The 24,092-nt window shown below is 44.9% G+C and carries 20 protein-coding genes; 13 read left to right on the forward strand and 7 right to left on the reverse strand.

Annotated features, from left to right (window positions below):
- The first annotated feature begins 146 nt into the window (after positions 1–146).
- The 5 genes from ON006_RS24100 to ON006_RS24120 all read left to right on the forward strand — a co-directional run bounded on the left by ON006_RS24100 (position 147) and on the right by ON006_RS24120 (position 6,150).
- Entirely contained in the window at positions 147–1,880 is a 1,734-nt protein-coding gene (locus ON006_RS24100) for a M3 family oligoendopeptidase (protein WP_244822577.1), read from the forward strand.
- Between the two features lie 77 nt (positions 1,881–1,957).
- Positions 1,958–2,209, forward strand: coding sequence for a hypothetical protein (locus ON006_RS24105; RefSeq protein ID WP_244822578.1), 252 nt, complete (start codon positions 1,958–1,960; stop codon positions 2,207–2,209).
- A gap of 244 nt (positions 2,210–2,453) precedes the next feature.
- Positions 2,454–3,530, forward strand: a complete 1,077-nt coding sequence (locus ON006_RS24110) for an NAD-dependent epimerase/dehydratase family protein (protein WP_244822579.1) — start codon at positions 2,454–2,456, stop codon at positions 3,528–3,530.
- Positions 3,531–3,588: 58 nt separating this feature from the next.
- On the forward strand, positions 3,589–4,536 hold the full coding sequence (locus tag ON006_RS24115) for a glycosyltransferase (RefSeq protein ID WP_244822580.1): 948 nt from the start codon (positions 3,589–3,591) through the stop codon (positions 4,534–4,536).
- A gap of 6 nt (positions 4,537–4,542) precedes the next feature.
- Complete coding sequence (locus ON006_RS24120; protein WP_244822581.1) at positions 4,543–6,150, forward strand: hypothetical protein; 1,608 nt, start codon at positions 4,543–4,545, stop codon at positions 6,148–6,150.
- On the opposite strand, the gene ON006_RS24125 is transcribed toward ON006_RS24120, so the two are convergent.
- From ON006_RS24125 to ON006_RS24140, 4 genes are all read right to left on the reverse strand, one after another.
- Positions 6,151–6,594, reverse strand: coding sequence for an RrF2 family transcriptional regulator (locus ON006_RS24125; RefSeq protein ID WP_244822582.1), 444 nt, complete (start codon positions 6,592–6,594; stop codon positions 6,151–6,153). It lies immediately after the preceding gene.
- Positions 6,595–6,758: 164 nt separating this feature from the next.
- The gene (locus ON006_RS24130; protein WP_244822583.1) at positions 6,759–9,164 is read right to left on the reverse strand and encodes a 3-hydroxyacyl-CoA dehydrogenase/enoyl-CoA hydratase family protein; all 2,406 of its coding nucleotides are present in this window, start codon (positions 9,162–9,164) and stop codon (positions 6,759–6,761) included.
- A 39-nt stretch (positions 9,165–9,203) separates the two neighbouring features.
- Complete coding sequence (locus ON006_RS24135) at positions 9,204–9,677, reverse strand: MarR family winged helix-turn-helix transcriptional regulator (protein WP_244822753.1); 474 nt, start codon at positions 9,675–9,677, stop codon at positions 9,204–9,206.
- Between the two features lie 136 nt (positions 9,678–9,813).
- The gene (locus ON006_RS24140; RefSeq protein ID WP_244822584.1) at positions 9,814–11,073 is read right to left on the reverse strand and encodes a peroxiredoxin family protein; all 1,260 of its coding nucleotides are present in this window, start codon (positions 11,071–11,073) and stop codon (positions 9,814–9,816) included.
- Between the two features lie 140 nt (positions 11,074–11,213).
- Between ON006_RS24140 and rsmH the strand changes: the two genes are divergently transcribed.
- From rsmH to mraY, 5 genes are all read left to right on the forward strand, one after another.
- Complete coding sequence (gene rsmH, locus ON006_RS24145; protein WP_244822585.1) at positions 11,214–12,149, forward strand: 16S rRNA (cytosine(1402)-N(4))-methyltransferase RsmH; 936 nt, start codon at positions 11,214–11,216, stop codon at positions 12,147–12,149.
- Complete coding sequence (locus tag ON006_RS24150; RefSeq protein ID WP_244822586.1) at positions 12,136–12,549, forward strand: FtsL-like putative cell division protein; 414 nt, start codon at positions 12,136–12,138, stop codon at positions 12,547–12,549. The genes rsmH and ON006_RS24150 overlap by 14 nt, the downstream gene beginning before the upstream one ends.
- A gap of 67 nt (positions 12,550–12,616) precedes the next feature.
- Complete coding sequence (locus ON006_RS24155; RefSeq protein ID WP_244822587.1) at positions 12,617–14,761, forward strand: PASTA domain-containing penicillin-binding protein; 2,145 nt, start codon at positions 12,617–12,619, stop codon at positions 14,759–14,761.
- A gap of 8 nt (positions 14,762–14,769) precedes the next feature.
- Positions 14,770–16,251 (forward strand): UDP-N-acetylmuramoyl-L-alanyl-D-glutamate--2,6-diaminopimelate ligase, encoded by a 1,482-nt coding sequence (locus ON006_RS24160; protein ID WP_244822588.1) that lies wholly within the window; start codon positions 14,770–14,772, stop codon positions 16,249–16,251.
- A gap of 71 nt (positions 16,252–16,322) precedes the next feature.
- Positions 16,323–17,534, forward strand: coding sequence for a phospho-N-acetylmuramoyl-pentapeptide-transferase (mraY, locus tag ON006_RS24165; RefSeq protein WP_244822589.1), 1,212 nt, complete (start codon positions 16,323–16,325; stop codon positions 17,532–17,534).
- Between the two features lie 61 nt (positions 17,535–17,595).
- Here the strand turns inward: mraY and ON006_RS24170 are convergent, their stop codons facing one another.
- Together ON006_RS24170 and aroB are read right to left on the reverse strand one after the other, a co-directional pair.
- Positions 17,596–18,171, reverse strand: coding sequence for a DUF4136 domain-containing protein (locus ON006_RS24170; protein ID WP_244822590.1), 576 nt, complete (start codon positions 18,169–18,171; stop codon positions 17,596–17,598).
- Between the two features lie 89 nt (positions 18,172–18,260).
- A complete protein-coding gene (aroB, locus tag ON006_RS24175) occupies positions 18,261–19,295 on the reverse strand; it encodes a 3-dehydroquinate synthase (protein ID WP_244822591.1) in 1,035 nt (344 codons plus the stop codon).
- 293 nt (positions 19,296–19,588) lie between these two features.
- On the opposite strand from aroB, the gene ON006_RS24180 reads away from it, so the two are divergent.
- Both ON006_RS24180 and ON006_RS24185 read left to right on the forward strand, forming a co-directional pair.
- A complete protein-coding gene (locus ON006_RS24180; protein ID WP_244822592.1) occupies positions 19,589–20,644 on the forward strand; it encodes a VOC family protein in 1,056 nt (351 codons plus the stop codon).
- Between the two features lie 65 nt (positions 20,645–20,709).
- A complete protein-coding gene (locus tag ON006_RS24185) occupies positions 20,710–21,891 on the forward strand; it encodes an ATP-binding protein (RefSeq protein ID WP_244822593.1) in 1,182 nt (393 codons plus the stop codon).
- 3 nt (positions 21,892–21,894) lie between these two features.
- On the opposite strand, the gene ON006_RS24190 is transcribed toward ON006_RS24185, so the two are convergent.
- Positions 21,895–22,875, reverse strand: coding sequence for a 1-acyl-sn-glycerol-3-phosphate acyltransferase (locus ON006_RS24190; RefSeq protein ID WP_244822594.1), 981 nt, complete (start codon positions 22,873–22,875; stop codon positions 21,895–21,897).
- A gap of 162 nt (positions 22,876–23,037) precedes the next feature.
- Between ON006_RS24190 and ON006_RS24195 the strand changes: the two genes are divergently transcribed.
- Positions 23,038–24,078, forward strand: coding sequence for an aminoglycoside phosphotransferase/kinase family protein (locus tag ON006_RS24195; protein WP_244822595.1), 1,041 nt, complete (start codon positions 23,038–23,040; stop codon positions 24,076–24,078).
- Positions 24,079–24,092 lie beyond the last annotated feature (14 nt).

A 24,092-nucleotide genomic window follows, 5' to 3' on the forward strand; every position in this document is an offset into this window, starting at 1 on the left:
TCTACTAAAACTTCTTTCTGAACGTACAAATGACTTATTTGGTCATTTTACGACTGTTACTATTCACAAAATTCGTTCGCGACCATTTGTATAAGTGATACACTTCTATCAATTTTAAATTGGATTTCTAATAGCATATAATCATTATGACAACTCAGGAAACAGTACATATACCAACCCGTTCGAAAAGGGTTTTTATTGGAGAAGAATTTGATCTGAAGAAATGGGAAGACCTGGAACCGTTCTTCGAAAATCTGAAAAATCGTGACATCAATTCTGCTGAGGACCTCAAACAATGGTTTTCAGACCGCAGTGAAATCGAGTCTTATCTGTCCGAAAACTTTGCATGGCGCTACATTCGCCAGACATGCGACACTGCCAACCAAAGTCTGATCAGCGCATTGCAGTTTTTCATTACTGAAATTCAACCTAAACTGGCTGAGTACGGAAATGCGCTTGACAAAAAAGTGGTAGATAGCCCATACCTCGACCAACTAACCGCACCCGGGTTTGCGATCACGCTTCGTGGCATGAAAAAAGCCATTGAAATATTCCGTGATGAAAACATTCCGCTGATTACCGAAATGCAAACCGAAGAGCGTCACTACGGCGCCATTGCCGGAGCGATGACAGTGACATTGGATGGAGAGGAAATGACTTTGCAAAAAGCAGCTGACCGACTTCAATCCACCGATCGTGCGATTCGTGAAGAAGCCTGGCGGGCGATCAGCGGGCGACGCTACGAGGATCATGGCAAACTGGATGAGCTGCTTAATAAACTGGTAGGATTAAGAAACCAGGTTGGTAAAAACGCCGGTTTCGACAACTACCGCGACTATATGTTCGCCGCAATGGGCCGATTTGACTACACACCTGAGGATTGCTTCAACTTTCACGGATCGGTCAAAAAAGCGGTGGTTCCGTTATTGAACGACATGGCGTCCGGACGAAAAGACGCATTAAAAGTAGAGCAGCTTCGTCCGTGGGATACCAAAGTAGACCCGAAAGGCCTGCCTCCATTGAAACCATTTTCAACTGGTGAAGAGCTACTGGATAAAACGATCCGTTGTTTTTCAAGGCTTGATCCATTCCTGGGCGACTGCCTGAGAATCATGAAAACGATGAAACACCTCGACCTGGAATCGAGGAAAGGGAAGGCTCCGGGAGGGTATAACTATCCGCTCGACGAAATTGGCGTTCCTTTTATTTTCATGAATGCGACTTCCAACCTGCGCGATATGGTTACGCTCCTGCACGAGGGCGGGCACGCGGTACATTCGCTGGTAACGCGGGATCTTGCATTGAATGCGTTCAAACATACGCCTTCGGAAGTGGCCGAGCTCGCTTCCATGTCGATGGAGCTGATCACAATGGATTTCTGGGATGAGTTTTTTGAAGATGAAAATGATCTGAAACGCGCCAAGATCCAGCATCTGGAATCGATCATTGAAACACTTCCCTGGGTAGCTACGGTTGACAAATTCCAACATTGGATGTACGAGAACCCGCAACATACGCCAGAACAACGGACGGAAGCATGGGTGCGTATCTACGAAGAATTTACTGACACGATTATGGATTGGTCAGGAATTGAAAACTTCAAAAAGTACCTGTGGCAGCGCCAGCTTCACATTTATGAAGTACCATTCTATTACATTGAATACGGAATAGCGCAGCTGGGAGCGATCGGGGTTTGGAAAAATTACCGTGAGGACTCCGCAAAAGGACTGAAAGGTTACCTCGATGCGTTGAAGCTGGGCTATACCGCTACGATCGGCGAAATATACCAGGCGGCCAACATTCCGTTCGATTTCTCGGAACAACACATTTCAGATTTAATGCAGTTTGTACGTAATGAACTGGAAGAGTTAAAAAAATAGCATTTCGTTTCACCGTAATTTGGTGGTTATGAAAATGGCGGTTATTTTTGCTGATAATACTATGAACGATCAAAGAAATGAAATTCAATAAAATAGTTGCGTTTGTTGCTTGTCTGGCTTTACTTTCTTCATGTGATTACCAAAAATACAATCACATCGAGCAGAAGGATTTGAATGCAGGCAATCAGACAGTATACGGCGTAAGCCCCGATTCATTACCTCGTCAGATGTCTTACAAATATGCAGCAGACCCTGCGTTGGATGTCCGCGTCAATGACATCAGAGCCAAATTATATGGCGGTGCTACCAGTTCGGTTGTAAAGCAATAAGACTATTTCTTAATATAGATGTTGAAGATATCCTCACTCAAAGGGGGATATCTTTTTTTTGGAACCATATTTATTAAGGATTGAACAATTTCAATATCGGTTTATACGTATAATCCTTTTGGCCCATGTCCATTGAATAAGTGAAGTTGTGACAATTGAACATTTTTAATTTACTTTACGTATTCGAGGCATATTGAAATCCTATTTTCAAGAATAACATAAGCAATTAAAAGTATACACAAACATGAATATAGCTTTGGTAACCGGCTCAGCCGGATTGATAGGAAGTGAATCGGTTGCTTTTTTGGCTGATAAATTTGATCTGGTCATTGGAGTTGATAATAACCTTCGGGAATACTTTTTCGGAGCAGACGGGAATACAGCGTGGAACAAAAGCCGGATCGAAAGCGCATATAGCAACTACAAGCATTATTCAGCCGATATTCGTGAAGTAAGCCAGCTGGAACCGATTTTCAAAGAGTACGGAACCGACATTAAGCTCATCATTCACGCTGCTGCACAACCCAGCCACGACTGGGCAGCCCGCGAACCCTTTACCGATTTCGGGGTCAATGCAGTAGGCACATTGAATATGCTTGAAATGACCCGTCTTCACTCACCTGAGGCTGTGTTCATTTTTACTTCAACAAACAAGGTTTACGGCGACAATCCTAACTACCTTCCATTGGTAGAGCTGGAAACACGCTGGGAAATTGACGAAAGCCACGCATACTTCACAAACGGTATCGACGAAAACCATAGCATTGACCATACCAAACATTCTATCTTCGGCGCTTCCAAAGTTGCTGCTGATATCATGGTTCAGGAATATGGTCGCTATTTCGGCATGAAAACAGCCGTTTTCCGCGGCGGATGTCTTACGGGACCAAATCATTCAGGCGCCCAGTTGCACGGGTTTTTGGCTTACCTGATGAAATGCGCGATTACCGGCAATCATTACACCATTTTCGGCTATAAAGGAAAACAGGTTCGTGACAACATTCACAGCCACGACCTTGTAAATATGTTCTGGCATTTCTACCAGAACCCACGTCCGGGCGAAGTTTACAATGCTGGTGGTGGCCGTTTTGCCAACTGCTCTATGCTGGAAGCCATTGCATTATGTGAGCAAATCACTGGAAACAAGCTTTCTTACTCTTATTCAGATACAAACAGGATCGGTGACCACATCTGGTATGTGAGCGACCTTACCAAATTCAAATCCCACTACCCTGGCTGGAACTGGGAATACGGTCTGGTAGAAACTTTAACGCAGATCCACGACGGTATCTCTTCCCGACTAGGCGTTAAAACGGTATAAATCATTTCAGAAACCTCCGAAGCAAAGTTCACTTCGGAGGTTTTTAATCTCCTCCCCCATGCCAGAAAATTTTGTCATTATCATTCCTCAATTCAATGACTGGGAGGCACTAAACCTGCTGATACAAAAGATTAATGCGGACCTAAACGCTCCGATATTAAAAAACACCACATTACTAGTTGTCGACGACTGCTCTTCCAAGTCAAGAACGCAGCCATTTGCATCGTTTGAAGGGAAAGAAATAAAAGTGCTCAGGCTCTACCGGAATCTGGGCCATCAAAAAGCAATTGCGATCGGTCTGTCGTATGTTGCGGAACACATGCCTACCGACAAGGTGATCGTCATGGACGCAGATGGTGAAGACGCTCCTGGCGATATCAACAAACTGGCAGCCAGATCCTTGGAAGAACCTGACAAGATTATTTTTGCCGAGAGAAACAAGCGTACAGAAAGTTTGCTTTTCCGCTCGTTTTATGTGATTTACAAATTGCTTTTCAAGCTCCTGACCGGGAAAGTGATCACATTCGGAAATTTCAGTCTGATCCCACAAAGCCGGCTGCAAAACCTGGTACGCGTTTCAGAGATCTGGAACAACTATCCGGGCGGTATCATTAAATCCCGCATTCCTTACGACTCGGTACTGACTAACCGGGCAACCAGATTGGCCGGCGAAAGCAAAATGAATTTCGTTTCACTGGTACTACACGGTTTAAGTGCCATTTCAGTAATGGTCGACACCACAGCGGTCAGGATCCTGATATTCTCGATCTTTATGTCCGGGGTAGCCATCGCATTCATATTTTTTATTGTTTTCCTGAAACTGATCGGCAATGCGACGCCGGGTTGGGCCTCTACATTAGGCAGCACATTAATGATCCTGATGCTGCAATCCTTTCTGATCTCTCTTTTTCTAGTGTTTATGGTACTTCAGTACCGTTCGCAGCAACATTTCATCCCGGCCGTACATTACCGCGATTTCGTAGAAAAAGTAGACACTTTCAACTAAGTTGTCATGATCACTTTCGACAGTTTCCCTCCGGTGTATTGGCTTCTGGGTTATTTATTGGCAGGAATTGTCATTCTTTCAGGTCATTATAAGGCTGTTCCAACCAAAGCCTACATTGCTCTGAGTATGCTGTTGCTGCTGGTGATGCGATTGCCGGTCATTGTTTTCAACCGGGAACTCAATCCCGATGAAAGCCAGATGCTCAGCCACGCCATTACATTGTTTCAGGACCCTATTTACTGGCGCTCGGTCGACGGTACCACCATTGGGCCGCTCGACAACTACCTGCTCGTTATTCCCAAATTATTCGGCTTTCAAATTGACTACACCTCCGGGAGGTTCATGGGGCTTCTTTGCGCTGGCGGCTCGTTGCTTTTTCTGTTTTTTACATTAAAAAACTGGTTCGGAACATCTCTGGCTAAGAAGATATTTCCCGTCCCGCTGATCTTCCTTGCATTTACACAAGAGGTTGATTTTGTGCATTATTCGAGCGAGCAGCTTCCGGTATTTCTGCTGTCTTTATGTTTGTGGCTCCTGTCATGTCTTGGCCAGCATGAAAAATCAAAGTCGGCAAATGCGTACTTTATTGGCTTTGTAGCAGGCACTATTCCTTTTGCCAAATTGCAGGCCGTGCCTCAGGCGATGGTACTGGTGTTGGCAGCGTGCTGGTTTTGTTACGAGGTATATCGTGAGCGAAAAGATTATCGCCCGTTTCTGGCACTCATCTCCGGCGGCTTGACATTCCCGGTCATTGTTCTTTTGTGGACACTTGCGTTTCACGTATTCACCGACTTCATCGATTTCTATCTGCTCGGCAATGCGATTTATGCCGAAGGAAAAGGCTTCCTCTCCATTCCTGCACAGTTTGCAGCCATTTTCCGTCGGACATCTGACTTTCAGTTTTTTACCCTAACATTGATCATTCCAATGTTTTTGGGATTAGTAAATATTTTTAGCCCCTCAAAAAGCAAAGCTCAGAACTACGCCATTCCACTTACCATTTTATTCTCAGTTCTTGCAAGCATCTACGCAGTTACCAAATCGGGTAATGATTTTATCCATTATTTCAATTTCTGCATTGTTCCCTGGACATTGCTGGCTGCATATGGTTTATCCAGACTGGAAAAATGGTCACTGATCTTTCCAGCACTTTTAATGGTCTGGTTTGCAGGAAATGATGCCTATTATTTTATAAAAGAGAGAAAACTAAATGATTTCCCGTCCGTAGGAGCCAGGGATCTTTGGCAAAGCCCCGTCGTGAAAGAGCTCAAAAAATATAGCAAACCAGGCGACTATATGGCCGTATGGGGCTGGCAATGTGTTTATTACGTAGAGGCACAACTGGCGCAGGGAACTGCCGAAAACCACACCGAGCGTTCGATCTTCGATCTGGCTATGCGGCAAACATACCGCGATCGCTATCTTACCGACATTGAAAGAACCAAACCTGCTGTGGTACTGGATGCGGTGGGGAAAAACAGTTTCTGGGTTCAAAACAAAAAAACCCAGGGCATCGAAAGTTACCCTGAGTTGTATCAATATCTCCTTAAAAATTATTCTTTGCTGGGTAGCTTCGACGATACGAGGCTTTACGTCAGAAAAGACCGGTTATGACTACGATAATATGTCCGTAGGCTCTGCATTCTCGGCCTGAAGAAGGTCATTCAATGTGGTTTTATCCAAAACCGCAAGATTAGCGTCTCTCCATCTTTCCAATACTGTGCGCAGGCTGCACGTTTCCTCATCCTTGCAATCGTCGCACCTTCCGTAGAAGAACATCGAAACGCAAAGTGCAGGAGCTATGGGCCCGTCGATAATCCGCAAGACTTTGGAAAAATTCACCTCGCCCGGCGGCACTCTTAATAAATATCCACCACCCTTCCCTTTTTGGCTCTGCAGCACACCATTATTGCGAAGATCGAGTAAGATCGCTTCCAGAAATTTCTTCGGAATCTTCTCTTTTTCAGCAATATAAGATATCAATACGGGTCCTTTTCCGTATTGCTCTGCCAAAACTTTCAAGGCCTTCAGGGCGTATTTTGCTTTTTTTGAAATCATTGTTGATCAAATGTACTTTTTAGGGGAATTAGTATGCGTAAAGATGAACCGGTTTCACTAAATATTTCAGTTGATTAATTCTAAATATCGAACATTTCACCGAATATCCTATTAACTCCAGAACATAAATTGGCTAAGCAATAATTCCCTAACTGCTGACGAGGCTAGTTGCGGGGCGGTTTCCCTCCATTCAATAGACCTTGCATCCTTTCCAACGTTTTCTTTTCGCCGCACAACGATAAAAATGCCTCCCGTTCCAGATCCAGCAAATATTGTTCGGTCACATTCTGGGCATAACTCAGATCTCCCCCATTGATCACATATGCCAGTTTATTAGCGATTTTGGCATCGTGATCGGTAATGTAATTCGCCAGTCGCATTTGCGCTATACCGGCCATGAACAACGCTATACCCGTTTTTCCCTGCACTTTAATGTCAGCTCTTTGCTTCGGTTGTGTATATCCATTGTCCGCCAGATCAATCGCCGCTTGCTTGGCTTCCGCGATCAGTCTCGACCGGTTGAGCACGATCTGATCTTTTTCCTGCAAATAATTCATTTCACGCGCATCCCTGGCCGACGTCGACACTTTGGCCTGTGCAATGTTCATAAAAGCAGTCTGAAGAATGTTCAATTCCGTGTCTCCTGCCTGGTACATGTCGGAGCAACGTAATGCCATCTCCTTGGTACCACCGCCAGCCGGGATTATGCCAACGCCGAATTCAACTAGTCCCATATACGTTTCCGCGTGTGCTACTATCTTGTCTGCGTGCAGGTTAAGCTCGCAGCCACCTCCGAGCGCAAGCGTGTGAGGCGCGGTGACAACAGGTATCGAGGAATAGCGCGCCCGCATCATGGTTTGCTGGAACTGCGCAATCACCATATTGATCTCATCAAACTCCTGCTCGATGGCAAACATAAACAGCATGGCCAGGTTGGCGCCCGCCGAAAATGCTTCAACCGATTCATTTCCAATCACTAACCCACGAAAATCCTTCTCGGCAATGCTGATACCTTTCTGAATCCCTTCGATTACTTCGGAACCCATTGTATTCATTTTTGACTTGAATTCCAGGTTCAGAATACCGTCACCCATGTCGTACAAGTTAGCCCCTGCATTTTTCCAGACAATGTTGTCCGACAGGTTACTCAGCAGGATAAAGCTCTCCTGCCCCGGTACTTTTTTGTAGGATTTGGATGGAATGTCGTAATAGTGCCGCTTTCCGGCTTCTACTTTATAAAAACTGGTATTCCCATCGGCGATCATTTCGTATACCCATGCCGCCGGTTTCAGGTCCAGGCTTTCCATAATGGTCAGCATATCTTTCACGCCAATCGCATCCCAGGTTTCAAAAAGGCCATATTGCCAGCCAAAGCCCGCCGTAATAGCCTGATCGATCCTAAAAATTTCGTCGGAGATTTCAGGGATCCGCATTGTGGCATACCGGAAGATATCGGCAAATGTTTTTCTGTAAAATTCGCCGGCCTTATCCTTGCCCGCCACCAGTACCGCAAAACGTTTTGAAACGTCACTGATCGCTTTGGTACCTTCCAATGTAGCAAACTTTACTTTTTCGGAAGGCTTGTATTCCAGTGTATTAAAGTCCAGCGCCAATATGACTGACTTACCCTTTTCGTCTTTGATCTTTTTATAAAAGCCCTGGCCTGTTTTGTCTCCAAGCCATTTGTTATCAAACAGCTTTTGCATTACATCAGGAAGAATGAATGCGTCACGCGACTCATCATTTCCTTCGCCCGCGGCATATAAGTTGTTGGCTACGTGAACAGTAGTGTCAAGCCCCACTACATCAGACAACCGGTAAGTACCTGATTTAGGGCGTCCCGCAACCGGCCCCGTGAGCTTATCCACCTCATCCACACTTAGGCCCATCTCCTCTGCTATCCGGATGGTTTGTATCAAAGCATAAATGCCCAGCCGATTGGCAATGAAGCCGGGCGTATCCTTACACAGAACAGTCGTTTTCCCTAAAAAAAGATCGCCGTAATGCATCAGAAAATCGATCACAGCCTGATCGGTATCGGGAGTAGGAATGATTTCCAGCAATCGCAGGTATCTTGGCGGGTTAAAAAAGTGCGTTCCGCAAAAGTTCTTTTTAAAATCTTCACTTCTCCCTTCGGCCATCAAATGGATCGGGATGCCGGAAGTATTGGAAGTTACCAACGTACCTGGCTTTCTCAGCGCATCCACTTTTTCATAAATGCTCCTTTTGATATCCAGCCGCTCCACCACGACTTCGATAATCCAGTCATAATTTTTAATATCGGCCAGGTTATCATCAAAGTTGCCCAACTTAATCCGCGAGGCAAACGAAGGGCTGTATAGCGAAGCCGGCGTGGCTTTTAATGTTTGTTGGAAAGAATCATTCACAAGCCTGTTCCGAAAAGCAGGATGGTCGGTGGTAAGTCCTTTCGCTTTTTCAGCCTCAGAAAGTTCCTTCGGGACAATGTCGAGTAATAACACTTCCACACCAATATTGGCAAAATGGCACGCGATCCGCGAACCCATAATCCCTGAACCCAGAACAGCTACTTTACGAATTGAACGATTCATTATTTAAAGAGTTAGTTTATGGCCGTCGGCTTTCAGTTTTTAGAATTCTCCGTCTACTTCTCCTATGTCTCCGGCTTTCAATTTTTGATTTTCTTCTTCTACGAGCTTGTTAATGTCTTTGATCACCTCAAAAAATGTCACAAGCTTGTCCAGGGGAATTTTATCACGGATCATCGTATTGAACGAGATTACTCCTTCACGGGCCAGCTCTCTCTTTTCTTTTCCCAGCTCGGTGAGTACGATCCTGACGAAGCGCTTGTCACTTTTACTTACTTCTCGTTGAATGAGGCCACGCTCTTCCAGGTTTTTAAGCATTCTCACGAGACTCCTGGGTTCCATTCCCAGCAGCGGGGCTATTTTGGTAGCCGGAGTACCATTTTCGATGTCAATATTGAGCAATACATAGCCGACGGCCATGGTAGTGTCAAACCGTGCCGCATACGCATTGTACATTCGCGAAATAGAATGCCAGGCCCATTTTATCTGGAAATCAATTGTTTTTTCCTTGCGCATGGTCTGAAAAAGCGATTTGGTGTCAGGTGTACCCCTTGTCACAAATGTAAGAAATCCCATTAGTATTATGCAAGCATACTAATTTTAGTTCAAGAAAAAACGCACCGGTTTTTGAGGCCGGTGCGTTCCGGACTTCTTACTTTTCGCTGATCAGTTTGTCCATCAGTGCATTAAAATCGGAGACAAAATCGTCGTAATATTTGCCAGTCCCCGGCCCTGAGAAGCCGGTATGTATTTCGCGGACTTTTCCTTTTTTATCAATAAAAATGGTGGTGGGGTATGACATTACCTTGTTGAGCATGGGTAACGCTTTTGCGGTTGCCGCATCGGTATTGGTTCCCGCCAGTACAATGGGGTAATCAATGCCAAATCTGGTGATCATGCGTTTGATCCTTGGGTTTGCGATTTCAGGTTTATCGGAGCGTTCAAATGCCAGGCCGATCACTTCCACACCGCGGCTTTTATTCTTTTTGTACCAGGGCGCTATGTAGTTGGTCTCGTCCATACAGTTCGGACACCACGAACCCATGATCTGGATGATCACAGCCTTATCTTTAAATTTCGGATCCTTCAACGACCATTCCTTTCCATTTACATCGGGAAATGTGAAGTCAACGGTTTCGTATCCTGGTTTCAGGAAAGTCAGTTTGGTCGCATCCGGCAGTTTCGCCTGCGGATCGAGCACTGCATTCCAGGTTTTGTAACCTTTCAGGCCTGTCCACATCGCACCTTTCAGCCTGCCGTCAGCAACGATCGCCGCTTTGAACAACATGGCATTGGAGCCGTCGAATGTAGATAAAAACAGACTGTCCCCATTCACACTGCCAGTCAGAAACCGGTAGTCGCCGGTAGGTGTCAGGAACGAGCCCGTCACGTCCGTACCTTGCTGTGCAAAGTTGGCAACTGCGCGGGTAGTATCCCCTGTGATTTCGTTTTTGAACAATGTCGCCCATTTGCCGGCCACATTCCTACTGCTTTTGGCTTCGCCTTTTTTATAGAATTTGTAGTCATCCCCGAACCTCGCCTCGAAAGGTATCGAACCCGCCACTACTCCGTTTGCCAGGCGATAATATCTTCCTTTTAAATGGTCGTCGTCTTGTTTCACTACAATTCTGGCATCAAAAAGCTGCATAGGGATTACCAACGAATCATTTTGAATGTATGTAGAATCCATTTTCAATCGCTCAGGCCCATTCACGACGAAAACGCTGAATGTTTTGCCATCCGGATTTTTGGAAATATCAAGAAGCAATGGGAGCCGGTGCGTATCCCTGGCTAAGGTAGCCCGCCAGATGCCGTTTTTTAATGTTGATCCGAAAGTTGTCTCAGGGGAAGATGTGTAGCTAGTTAATGCAATCAAAAACAACGAAGCAGCAATCCAATTTATATATCTCATATACAATTCGTTATTATAAAAACCTCCTTGTGGTGTTAAAATTAAATCACTCCTCAACCGTGATTCCTACGCTTGAAAATTGCTAAGTTTGTAACTGCCTCACGGCAAGAAATAGTTCCTCAGTACGTTGCTTTTAACAAATGGATCCACAAAGTACCTATCATGAACCTGTCATGTTATCCGAATGCCTGGATGGGCTTAACATTCAGCCGGAAGGCACTTACGTGGATGTCACCTTTGGCGGCGGCGGACATTCGAGGGCCATTCTCGAAAACCTGACGACCGGCAGGTTACTGGTGTTTGACCAGGACCCCGACGCAGTGGCCAATGCTGAGAAATTTAAAGACGATAAACGATTTACATTCATTGCAGCTAATTTCAGGCATATTAAAAGGTACCTGAAACTGCATAAAGCGGAAAAAGTAGATGGTGTCCTGGCAGATCTCGGCGTTTCTTCTCATCAGATCAATACGCCGGAAAGAGGCTTTTCAACACGCTTCGAGGCTGACCTTGATATGCGGATGAACCCAAATGGCGAAAAAACCGCACGGGAAGTTCTCAATGTGAGGTCTACGGCGGAGCTGCAGAGGATATTAGGCATGTATGGGGAGGTTACCAATGCGAAAACCGCCGCGGAGGCTATTTTCGCAGCCAGGCATAATTCGCCCATTGAAACGGTCAATGACCTGAAAGGCATTTTGATGCGCTATGCCCCCAAACATCGTGAAAACAAGTATTTCGCACAGGTTTTTCAGGCATTGAGAATTGAAGTAAACGACGAACTGAGCGTGCTGGAAGAGTTTCTGACACAGATACCTGAGGTCCTGAACCCAGGCGGACGGCTGGTAGTAATGTCATACCATTCATTGGAAGACAGGCTGGTCAAGAATTTTATTCAAAAGGGAAAATTCGACGGCGAAGTGGAAAAGGATTTTTACGGAAATGCGATAAGGCCATTGGTCAGCGTTACAAGGAAACCCGTGGAAGCGACGCAAGAGGAAGTAGCCAGAAACCCAAGGGCGCGAAGTGCAAAATTAAGGATCGCAGAAAAACCTGAGGAAAATGCCGGAAAATAAACGAAGGCCTAAACCGATCACACCAAAACCGCCCAAACGTAAGCGTCAATACTCTTTATTTAACTGGCTCAACCGTTTTTTGCCTCTGGATAAAGTGTTTGGCGAAAAACTTCCGGGTAAGGAGGAGCGGCTTCCGGTCAAATATTTCTACTATTTCGGGTGGGTCGTGATGCTGCTTGTGGCTTACGAACGGATTGGGTTCCAGTCTGAACAATATGTGCGGAATAGTATCAAACTCAAAAAGGAAGTAGATGATCTTCGGGCAGAGTACACATCCATTCATGCGGAATACATGAAAAGTGGCCTGCAATCGGTCATCATTGAAAAAGTGAAACCCAACGGTTTGGAAGAAAACCTGACCCCTCCCAAAAAGATCATTATCAAGGAAGAAGAAGAGTAACAGTTTCTGCTTTTATCCAAAACGGTCAAATTCATCAATCAAGATACTTTTTTCTTCTAAACAGGCTATGAAGAACGATATTGAAAGTGGTCAGAATAATAAGAAAGCGCTGATCAACCGGGCGAGGACGGTAGGCTGGCTTTTGTTTTTGCTGGCAATCCTGGTGTTTGCCAAGCTAATCCGTGTTCAATATTACGATACTTTCAAAGGAAAAACCTGGGCGGAATATTCAGTCAAAAACGACCTGAAACTGGATACCATTCCTGCGATGCGGGGAAATATTTATTCGGCCGACAACCGGCTGCTGGCTACGTCACTACCTTATTATTTTGTTGGGTTTGACACCAAAGTAGCTGACTCTGCCTACTTCTACAACAACATTGATAAACTGTCTGCCCTACTGGCCAAAAATTTCGGGGAAAATACTGCTGCCGGTTACCGCGCCAAGATCATGCGTTACCGGGTAAGCAAAAGTAAAAGATACCTAAGGCTTAAATCCAAACAGATCAGCCATTTGGACAGAGAAAAAATCAAGCTGTGGCCATTCTTTGCAAAAGACAAAAAAGGTGGCGGCGGAAAGTTTGAAACCATTTACAGAAGGTACAAACCATTCAGTCCAATGGCCGACCGCACTATTGGCGGTATCGATCCCAAAAGTGGAAGAGGGTACATTGGTATCGAGGCAAGTTTTGATAAAAAACTGGAAGGGAAATCGGGTATTGGCTGGGTAGAAAAAGTGGAAGGCGGCATGAAAATCCCGGTGGGCGACGCGCTGAATGTGCAGCCGGAAGCTGGAAGGGACATTTACACGACGCTGGATATGAATTTCCAGGAACGGGCTGAAATGGCACTACGCAGAAAATTGACCGAAATGCAGGCAGATTTTGGCTCGGTAGTGGTAATGGAAGTTGCCACTGGGGAGATCAAGGCGATGGCTAATCTGACCAAACGCGGCGACGAAAAATATGAAGAAGTCTTTAACTATGCTTTGGCGGGTAGCAACGACCCGGGTTCGACATTCAAGCTGGCGACGATGATGGCGCTGCTGGAAGAAACACATATGAATCCGGATCAGGTGATGGTGAATACTGGTGCGGGCGCCCTCAGGTTCCGCAATCACGTGATCAGGGATGCGCACCGGGGGGGTTTCGGGACCATTACCGCATCTCAGGTACTTGAAAAATCGTCTAACATTGGGATCGTATTGCTGATGCAAAAGTATTTTGCATCAAAACCTGATAAGTACCTGAATTATCTCAAGCAGTTTCATTTGACTACACCAACCGGGATTCCAATGAAGGGCGAGAAGCCTCCATTGATCCGCGACCGGACTTCGAAACACTGGAGTAACTATTCGCTTTACTTCATGGCGCATGGTTACGAAATGCAAATGACGCCGCTGCAAACCCTCGCCTTGTACAATGCTGTTGCAAATGATGGTTATTGGGTGCGTCCGATGATCGTTAAGGAGATCAGAAACGCGGAGGGAGTAGAAGATAAAATGATCCCATACGTGGAGGAAAAGCCGATTTGCTCGCCAGAAACGATCCGAAAAGTAAAGAAAATGCTCGAAGGCGTGGTGCAAAACGGATTGGCAAAAAACATTAAATCAGATCTTTATAAAATCGCGGGCAAAACCGGTACTGCACGTAAGCTGATTAATGGAGTGTACACGGAGGGCAAGAATTACACCTCTTTTGTAGGTTACTTCCCAGCCGATAAGCCTAAGTACAGCTGCATTGTTATCATTGATAATCCCAAAAGCTCCGGGGCAGATTACACGCGTTATGCGGGAAGTGTTGCCGCGCCTGTGTTCAAGGAGGTAGCGGACAGGATCTACGCCTATGACGCCAGCATTCAAAAACCGGTGAAAGATTCGATCCCTGAAACTTCGCAGGACGTGAAATGGGCGGGAAGATCGTCGGACCTGAAAATTATCAGCAGCGAACTAAAACTGACACCGGCTCCCGAAGACGCTGAATACGCCTCTGCTTCATTATTTAAAAAAGGGAAAACGAAATGGAAATCGCAGAACATTGATTCCAGAGATATCCCTGATTTGCAGGGAATGCCGATGCGCGACGCCCTGTACATTCTCGAAAACAAAGGTTTCAAGGTTACATTTAAAGGATCTGGCAAAGTGGTGGAACAATCGTTACCACCCGGGTCCAATAAAAACGGTATTAAAACGATCCTACTAACATTACAGTAATTCCATTCATGGAAACCAATCAGGAGAAAAATTTAAGCAGCATTCTTGGCGATCTGAAAGACGCCACCATTCATGGTTCCGGTGATGTTATTATTAAAAATATCATTTTAGATTCAAGAAAAGTATTGCCCGGCAGTTTGTTCGTGGCGCTAAGAGGAACACAAACCGATGGCCATCAGTACATTACCACTGCTACCGGACTGGGTGCTTCGGCGATACTTTGCGAAGAGCTGCCAGAGAATCCGGTAGGCGAGGTTACTTACATTCAGGTTGCAGATTCGGCAGAGGCGATGGGTCAGATAGCTGCGGCTTTCTACGGTTATCCTTCCGGTAAACTGACTCTGGTGGGTGTGACAGGCACAAATGGCAAAACTTCCGTCGCTACATTTCTTTTCCAGCTGTTTCGTAAACTGGGATACCGGTGCGGCTTGCTGTCAACTGTGCAAAATCAAATAGAGGACGAGATCATTCCTTCTACCCACACGACGCCCGACTCGGTTGCGCTCAATCAGCTGCTTTCAAAAATGCTCGCCAGCAATTGCAGTCACGTTTTTATGGAGGTAAGTTCACATTCCGTAGCTCAGCATCGCATTACCGGCTTGCAGTTTGCGGGAGGAATTTTCACCAACATTACCCACGATCATCTCGATTTTCACAAGACTTTTGACAATTATATCAAGGCAAAAAAAGGTTTCTTTGACCAATTACCGAAAACTGCTTTTGCCCTGGTCAATGTGGACGACCGCCGCGGCTCGGTAATGGTTCAAAATACGAAGGCTAAAATAGAAACTTACTCGCTGCAAACTCTGGCCACATTCAAGGGCAAGATCATTTCCGATACGCTCGCCGGTATGCATATGGAGATCAATCAGCAAGAGGTATGGTTCCGCGTAATCGGGCGATTCAATGCTTATAATCTGCTTTCGGTTTACGGAGCAGCGGTTCTATTGGGTGAAAAACCTGCGGAGGTGCTTACTGAGCTTTCTAACCTTAAGAGTCCTCCGGGCAGGTTTGAACAATTTCATTCCAAAGATCACATTGTAGGTATAGTCGATTACGCCCACACACCAGACGCATTGGAAAACGTACTGGAAACGATCACGCATTTGAGAAATGGGAATGAAAGAGTCATTACTATCGTAGGATGCGGAGGAAACAGAGACGCAGAAAAACGACCCAAAATGGCCGCGATCGCTTGCAGATACAGCAACCAGGTAATCCTGACTTCCGATAATCCGAGATTCGAAGATCCGCTGAACATTCTGGAACAAATGCGCAAAGGTGTACCACCATTGGATTACAAAAAAACAACGGTCATCCCGGACCGGCGTGAAGCTATTTTGAAAGCCGGATTAGAGGCAAATCCGGAGGACATTATTCTGATCGCGGGAAAAGGTCACGAGAATTATCAGGACATTCAGGGGGTAAAGCACCATTTTGACGACAAAGAAGTGCTTTTAGAGGTATTTGAGAAGCGGTATTCCAATTAAAAACCTGCCGGTCTTTTGCACAGTCTTTGAAAAGACGCAACTTTGCAGCCGTCATCCCAACATGCTTTTACATGCTCTATTACTTATTTGATTATCTAGACAAGAATTTCAACATACCCGGCGCCGGCGTATTCCAATATATTTCATTCAGGGCGCTTGGAGCCACTGTTTTGTCTTTATTTATTGCAGCCACCTACGGCAAGTCAATCATTAATCTGCTGAGAAGAAAGCAAATGGGCGAGTCGATCCGTGACCTCGGCCTGGCAGGGCAGATGGAAAAAGCGGGTACTCCTACCATGGGAGGCTTTATCATTCTGGCCTCACTTCTGATCCCGGTACTGCTTTTCGCCAAACTAAGTAACGTTTACATTGTCCTCCTGATCATTACAGCACTATGGACAGGGTTGATCGGCTTTATCGATGACTATTTAAAGAAGTTCAAAAACAATAAGGACGGTCTTCACGGCAGGTTCAAGATCGTGGGCCAGGTAGGATTGGGACTCATTGTGGGACTTACATTATCATTCAATGACAATGTCAGGATCAGGATTTACGACAAACCGTTGCTGAGCTCTAATCTGGGTGAAATACAGCGGTACCGCGACATTATTCATCCGACGGTAACCACCATTCCATTTACCAAAAACAACGAATTCGACTACAAGGCACTACTTTTTGGCCTGCCAGAAGAATACACTTGGATTATCTACACCATTGTAGCTATTTTTATCATTACAGCCATTTCCAACGGAGCTAACATTACCGACGGTATTGACGGTCTGGCGGCGGGCGTGTCAGGGATCATTGCGCTTACGCTGGGCGTTTTGGCCTATTTGTCGGGTAACACCAAGTTTTCGCAGTACCTGAACCTCATGTACATTCCTAATTCGGGAGAGCTGGTGATTTTTTGTGCCGCATTTATCGGGGCCTGTGTCGGGTTTCTCTGGTATAACGCGTACCCTGCCCAGGTTTTTATGGGCGACACCGGGAGTTTAATGCTGGGGGGAGTGATAGCAGTAGTAGCACTGGCGATCCGCAAAGAATGGCTTATCCCAATCATGTGCGGAATTTTCATTGCTGAAAACCTCTCGGTGATCGTGCAAGTCAGCTATTTTAAATATACCAAACAGAAATACGGGGAAGGGCGAAGGGTACTACTCATGTCGCCGCTGCATCACCATTATCAAAAGAAAGGAATTCACGAATCCAAAATCGTGACCCGGTTCTGGATTGTAGGGATCATTCTGGCAATTCTGACGCTTGCTACTTTGAAATTGAGGTAGGCTTTGTCAGACTGAGCGGAGTCGAAGTACATGCACTTCGACTCCGCTCTGACAATAATAATTATCTTCCAACCGCTTCGCTATATCTTCTCGGATCATATCCTTTCGCAAATAGCGGGTACTGGTCAAAAATACGCCTTACTACGCTTCGGTAATGGTTATTGGAACTTTCGACACCCTTGAAGATACCTGACGCGTATCCTCTCCACACTACCTGATCACTTTCAGCGTCGATCAAAGAAACAATGAGCGTTCCTTTGTCCAGCGCATATTTGATAGGCTCATACCTGAAACCTTCATTTTCCGTATCCACCCAGTTTTTGATCACCGGCTGCATATAACCCTGGTATCTCAGGTTATCATAAAAAATACCGTAGTTAACCAGCAATGTAGGTTTTTCAGCCGTAAGCTTATAACCTCTTACCTGCATCTGGCGACGGATCGCTTCGTAAATTTCTGTACAAAGATTATTGGTATCTCTCTCACATTCCAGAAACGTATAGGAAGAGTAATCTTTAAAGTTGGTTTCGTAACTATAATCGTGCTCCACAAACACTTTTCGACCACTGGAACACCCCGCAATTACAATCACCAGGAGCAAAACGGAATAAGTTAAAATAGACCTCAGCATAAGCATTTAATTTTGTCAGGTTGTGAAATAATATATCGAGAATGTATTGAATACTCTTTTACTCAACCAATAGCTTATGCCAGATGCCACTAAAACTATCCCAAATAATAGGCTATTGATTTACGCATTTCAGAAGCAGAAACCACTATATCATACGCACATTGCCCCGCTCCTTTCAGCAATGAAAACCGCACTTCCTTTCCCTTATTTTTCTTGTCCTGGCGCGTCAAAGCGATGATTTGCTCTACGTCCTCAGGTTTTATGTTCACTTTGCCATAGGTGGCAAAAAGAAATTCTTCAATGTTTGTCAGCGTTTGCTGGTCGATCATCTTTCTCTCAAAAGACAAATAACTTTCCATGATCATCCCCACTGCAATGGCTTCTCCGTGGTACAACCGCTGATTTGCTGCCTTGTTCAAAAAGCAGGTTTCAACCGCATGTCCCAGTGTATGACCGAAATTGAGGATTTTTCTCAAACCTTTTTCCGTAGGATCCTGGTCCACCACCTCTTGTTTGATCTTCACCGAATGTGCAATCAGGTCTTGCCAGTTTTGTCTGTCAAAATCCTTTTGCCTGATCTCTTCCCACTTCGTCGCATCAGCTATCAGACAATGCTTGATAATTTCTGCGAAACCTGACCGAATTTCTCTTTCCGGTAATGTCTTCAAAAATACCGGGTCGATTAAGACGCTTTTCGGAATATTAAAAACACCAAGATGGTTTTTAAACCCCTGAAAGTCAATTCCTAATTTGCCTCCCACACTCGCATCAACCTGTGAAAGCAATGTCGTCGGCACTTGTATAAAATCTATTCCACGCTTGTAAACCGCCGCACAAAAACCGCCCATATCCCCAATCACTCCTCCACCAATATTAATAACCAACGCATGCCGGTCCAACTCCTCATTCGTCATCGCTTCCCAGATCTTCTCGCAAGTTGCTAGCGTCTTATGCGCCTCACCAGCCGGAACGGATACGATGCTATGTTTTGGTAAAAAAGCCTTCAAAATGGGATAACAGTGCCTTTTTGTATTATTATCCGCTATCACAATTACTTTTGAATACTGCGATGAACTTAAAAATGCCGCTAAGCTTTCGCCTACCGGTGCAATTACTACTGACTGATTCATTCTTACTTTAATTGAGACAGGCTCATCACATGTACGATGAGAGCATCCAAATGGATGCGTTGAAATTCAGCTTTCTAAAATAAAATTCTGGAAATCTCATTTAAAGATAGGAATTATTATGTTTATCAAATAATCAATTAGGTTTTGTATCCCAAGAAAATTTTTCCACACTCCACAATTTTCCACAAACATGTCAACAGATGTCTGGTTTGCTTTTTATTTCGTAAAATTGCCGACTATTTAAAAATCTGGTTTACAGATATCCATCCTTTATTTAATTATAATCTCGACGAATGAGTGCTCCGCTGATTTCAGGAATTCAACAAGTAGGAATTGGTGTTCAAAATGTGCCCGACGCATGGAAATGGTACCGCCAGGTCCTGGGTTTCGACGTACCGGTATTTGATGAAAAAGCCGAAGCCCCGCTGATGACGCCCTATACCGGCGGCAAAGTTCAACAAAGACATGCCGTTCTGGCGCTCAATATGGCCGGTGGCGGTGGACTGGAAATATGGTCATTTACAAGCCGTACCTCACAGCCCGCCAATTTCAAACCCGAACCAGGTGATCTTGGCATTAACGCGATCCGTTTTAAGGCGCCCGACGTCAGGAAGGCACACGACTGGATCAAAAGTAAATCCAAAGAAGCGGTTGGGCCTTTGGTAGCATTACCGGAAGGCGAAGGTTTTTGGGGAAATGATCCTTATGGAAACACTTTTCAGATCACCAGCGACAATTCCTGGTTCCAGAAAACCGGCAGCGCTGTTGGTGGAGTAGCCGGAGTAATGGTAGGCGTTTCTGACATTGATAAATCTGTCGTTTTTTATAAAAATCTTTTGCAGCCGCTGGAAGTGGTTTATGATAAAACCGGCGTTTTTGAAGATCTGCCGGTATCGATTCCCGGCCAGCGTTTCAGAAGAATGCTATTGCGCAAAAGTTTCACGCCAGACGGTGCATTCAGCCGGTTGTTGGGTGACATTCAGATAGAGCTCATTCAGGCGCTGGACAGAACGCCTAAGAAGATATTCGAAAATCGCTTCTGGGGAGATTGCGGTTATATCCATTTGTGTTTCGACACACTGGATATGGTTACGTTGAAAACCAAATTGCAGGCTCAGGGTTATCCATTCACCATTGACAGCGAAAGTTCATTTGGAATGGAGTCGGCTGCGGGACGATTTGCCTACCTGGAAGATCCCGACGGCACATTAATAGAATTAGTAGAAACTCACAAACTGCCCATTTTGAAAAAAATCGGCTGGTTCCTCGATATTCAGAAAAGAAAGCACCAGAGACCATTGCCCAACTGGATGTTGAAATTGATGGGATTGAGCAGGGTTAAAGATTGAGAATTACTATGATTAATTAAATTAACCATGTAAATTCACCAGTCAATGTTGAATTTACATGGTTAATGATATCAAGAGTTCTTGAAAACCGAATTTTACGCTCGCTCCGCTTTTTCCCTGCGGTTGGAATTTTAGGTCCAAGACAGGTTGGGAAAACTACTTTGGCACAAAAGTTAATGTCGGAGCTAAACAAGCCTTCAATCTATTTCGATTTGGAGCTGGCTGAAGATTTTCAAACAATATCTCAAAATACCTCCTGGGTGATCGAGAATAATGTTGATAAAACCATTGTGATTGATGAGGTTCAACGCCTGCTTCCTCTTTTCCCCCAACTTCGCGCTTTAATAGACCGAAAAAGAGAAGCTGCAAGATTTATTCTACTAGGATCAGCTTCTCCCGACTTTCTGCAAAAGAGTTCTGAATCTCTTGCAGGTAGAATTGCCTACCACGAGTTGTCTCCGATTTTGGCAAGTGAGGCCGATTCCATTGAAATTCCTATGCGGACACATTGGCACAGAGGCGGTTTCCCAGACGCTTTGCTTGCACCAGACGATGGTTTTTGGCTGCAATGGCAACAAAATTTTATCAAGACCTACGTTGAGCAGGACTTATCGAAACTCGGGATATCTATTTCAATTCCACTACTGAATAATTTCCTCCGAATGATTTCGCACGTCCATGGATCATTGCTTAACTATCTGACAATTAGCAATTCCATAGGAATTTCCGCAACATCAGTTAAAAGATATATCGAAATTCTGGAACAGGCATATCTGGTAAGAAGACTCGAGCCGTGGTTTGTCAATGTGAGCAAGAGAATTGTGAAAAGCCCCAAAATCTACATTCGAGATACGGGTAACTTACATTTTCTTCATAACATCAAACAACCGGATGACCTTACTGCCCACCCGATAGCTGGTGCTTCGTGGGAAGGTTACGTAATAGAACAAGTGATCAATGTGCTTGATCCGGCTATTCAACCTTTCTTTTACCGTACATCAAATGGTGCTGAAATGGATCTTGTTCTGGTTGATGGACTTACACCGGTAGTTTCGATAGAAATAAAGATATCATTAGCTCCCGCTCTAAAAAGAGGATCGTCGGAATCCGTAAACGATCTGAAGACTGTAAATAATTTTCTAGTTACCCCAAAAGGAGGAAATGTAGCCGTCAAACCCGGTTGGCTCCATTGTAATTTGAATGAGCTGCTCCAAAACCTCAGAACTCTTAAAATTATCAACATTTAAGATTTACCGATACCTGGCCCCAATCCAAGCTAGCAAAGGCAATGCAAGGAATAGTCCCAGTCCCACAGGCCAGCCCGCGATGATACCTACGACGATCGCGAGTAGCGCAACAATGGTCGGGTACAAGTACATGAGCATTCCAAATAGTACCGAATCATAAAAGACCGATCTAGCCGTCAGTTTGGCTGTTTTCTTGACAAAAAATGAATACAACGGCTTGTGAATCAAGCGTCCGATAGAACCGATCGCTTTAAGCAACGGATTACTCCGCTCAGCGACAGTACAATTTCCGAAGAAAGCATTCAGTCTGTCTTTTTTCGCCGTTTGAGACAAATCGTCTGGTATCGTCAGAATTTCATTATTCATTTTCCGGTCGAGGATGTCATTGAATTCCCGGAGCCATTTCTCGTAATCCTGCGGGCTGGTTTGGATATCCTCGTGACCGATTTCTTCTCCAAAACGCAATGAAACACGTTTCCCGGGACCGCGGAAATGCTCATAATTGAGGCCGGTGGGAATCACTTTCATACTTTTCAATGGATCATCGCCATACCAGATTTTGTAGGCCATGCGGGCGGTACCTTTCCCCAATGGCCGTAATCGCCATTCATTCACACATATTCCCTCTGAGAATACAACTACCGCGTCACCTTTTTTCAGCGCATCATGGCTTTCCTGAGCGGTAACATCGTGATTTTTAACATACTGCCGCCCTTCCGACCCTCTGAACACCGGAATGAGGTTAATCTGCCTGAGCCAGAAAGCCGCCGCAGGTTTTTTGAAAACATCACCACGGGTCAATGTATGAATAGGCTGCTCCAATACAGAGCCTATTACAACAGCATCAAAAAATGAATCCGGATGATTGGAGGCCAGCATGAGTGGCGCACCTTTGGGAAGTTTATCAAAATTGGCAACACAAAGCTTTTTTAAGTAAATAGGTAGTGCCAGACGAACCAGGAAACGCGAGAAATAGTAAAACAAAATCTGAAAGGTAAGTTTTTACAAAATTATGGGATTATTTTTTTATTCTGACAGTCCAGGTACCGTATTCCGCTCCCGCGAAGTTGCTACCTTTGACTTTCTGTATAATTTCCCTCAGTAGCTTAACATCAACATGCTGCAAGGCCTAATGCAAAATCAGTAATGCGCTTAAAAGATTATCCCGAAATTATCCGCCAAGCCTGGGCAGGTTTTGATAATTCCATCGGAGTGAAATTTGTGGAGGATATCAGTGCCAAAGTATCAACCAATCACGTATTCAGGGTAACGCTGGACAATGATGATAAGGTCGTGGCCAAGCTTTCCTATTTCGGGAAATATGAACATTTCAAAGAAGACCACCGGATCATTCAAACCCTTTCCAACAACCTGTTGTACCCCTTTGAAAATGTGCTCGCCAAGTCTCTTGTAAAAAATAACCAGGTCTATACCTATCGCTACCAGGAAGATTTTGTGGACACCTGGGTGGTGTTTTATAATCCGATCAGGGCTATGAACCGGCTTCCTAAGCGGCTCAATGAGGATCAGATCCGGAAACTGGGTACCGAAGCAGCTAAGTTTCACCTGGCTTGTTTCAGGGCGGGGAAATCAATTCCGAAATCGTCCAAGAACCTGCGCACAGATATTCAGCATTTGCTTGACATTCTCGAAACGGACACCGGCCAATACGAGCATCGCGGTTTTATCCATATTTTGAAAAAGCAATGCGATATTTTCATGAAGAATATCCAGCGGCTTAATGTGAGTTCTTTTGATCTTATGCCTGTTTTTGTGGACTGGAATATTGGCAACTTTTCGGTGACCGACGACATGAAATTGTTTTCACGCTGGGATTACGATTGGTTCAGGGTTTCTTCGCGGGTTATGGATTTCTACTTTTTTAGTCGTGTTTGTTCCAATGTCGGGGACCGCACGGTGTTCAGCTATCTCATGGGCCCATTGATGGAAGATCGCTTTATGATTTTTCTTCAGGAGTACCACAAAGTTTATCCATTGACGGAAAGAGAGGTCCGGTTTATGAAAGAGGCTTACCGCTTCTTTATTTTGAATTATGTGATCAAATACGGTAAATATTTCTTCCACAGGTCATACTGTACCAAGCTGCAAAAAGAAGCATATGAGCTCTATTTTCCTTCGATAGATGGTTTTGACGAAGAGAAAATCCTGAGAGTACTGAACTTATAGCGAGTTGGCCCTCC

The sequence above is a fragment of the Dyadobacter pollutisoli genome (genome assembly GCF_026625565.1).
GTDB classification, from domain to species: domain Bacteria; phylum Bacteroidota; class Bacteroidia; order Cytophagales; family Spirosomataceae; genus Dyadobacter; species Dyadobacter pollutisoli.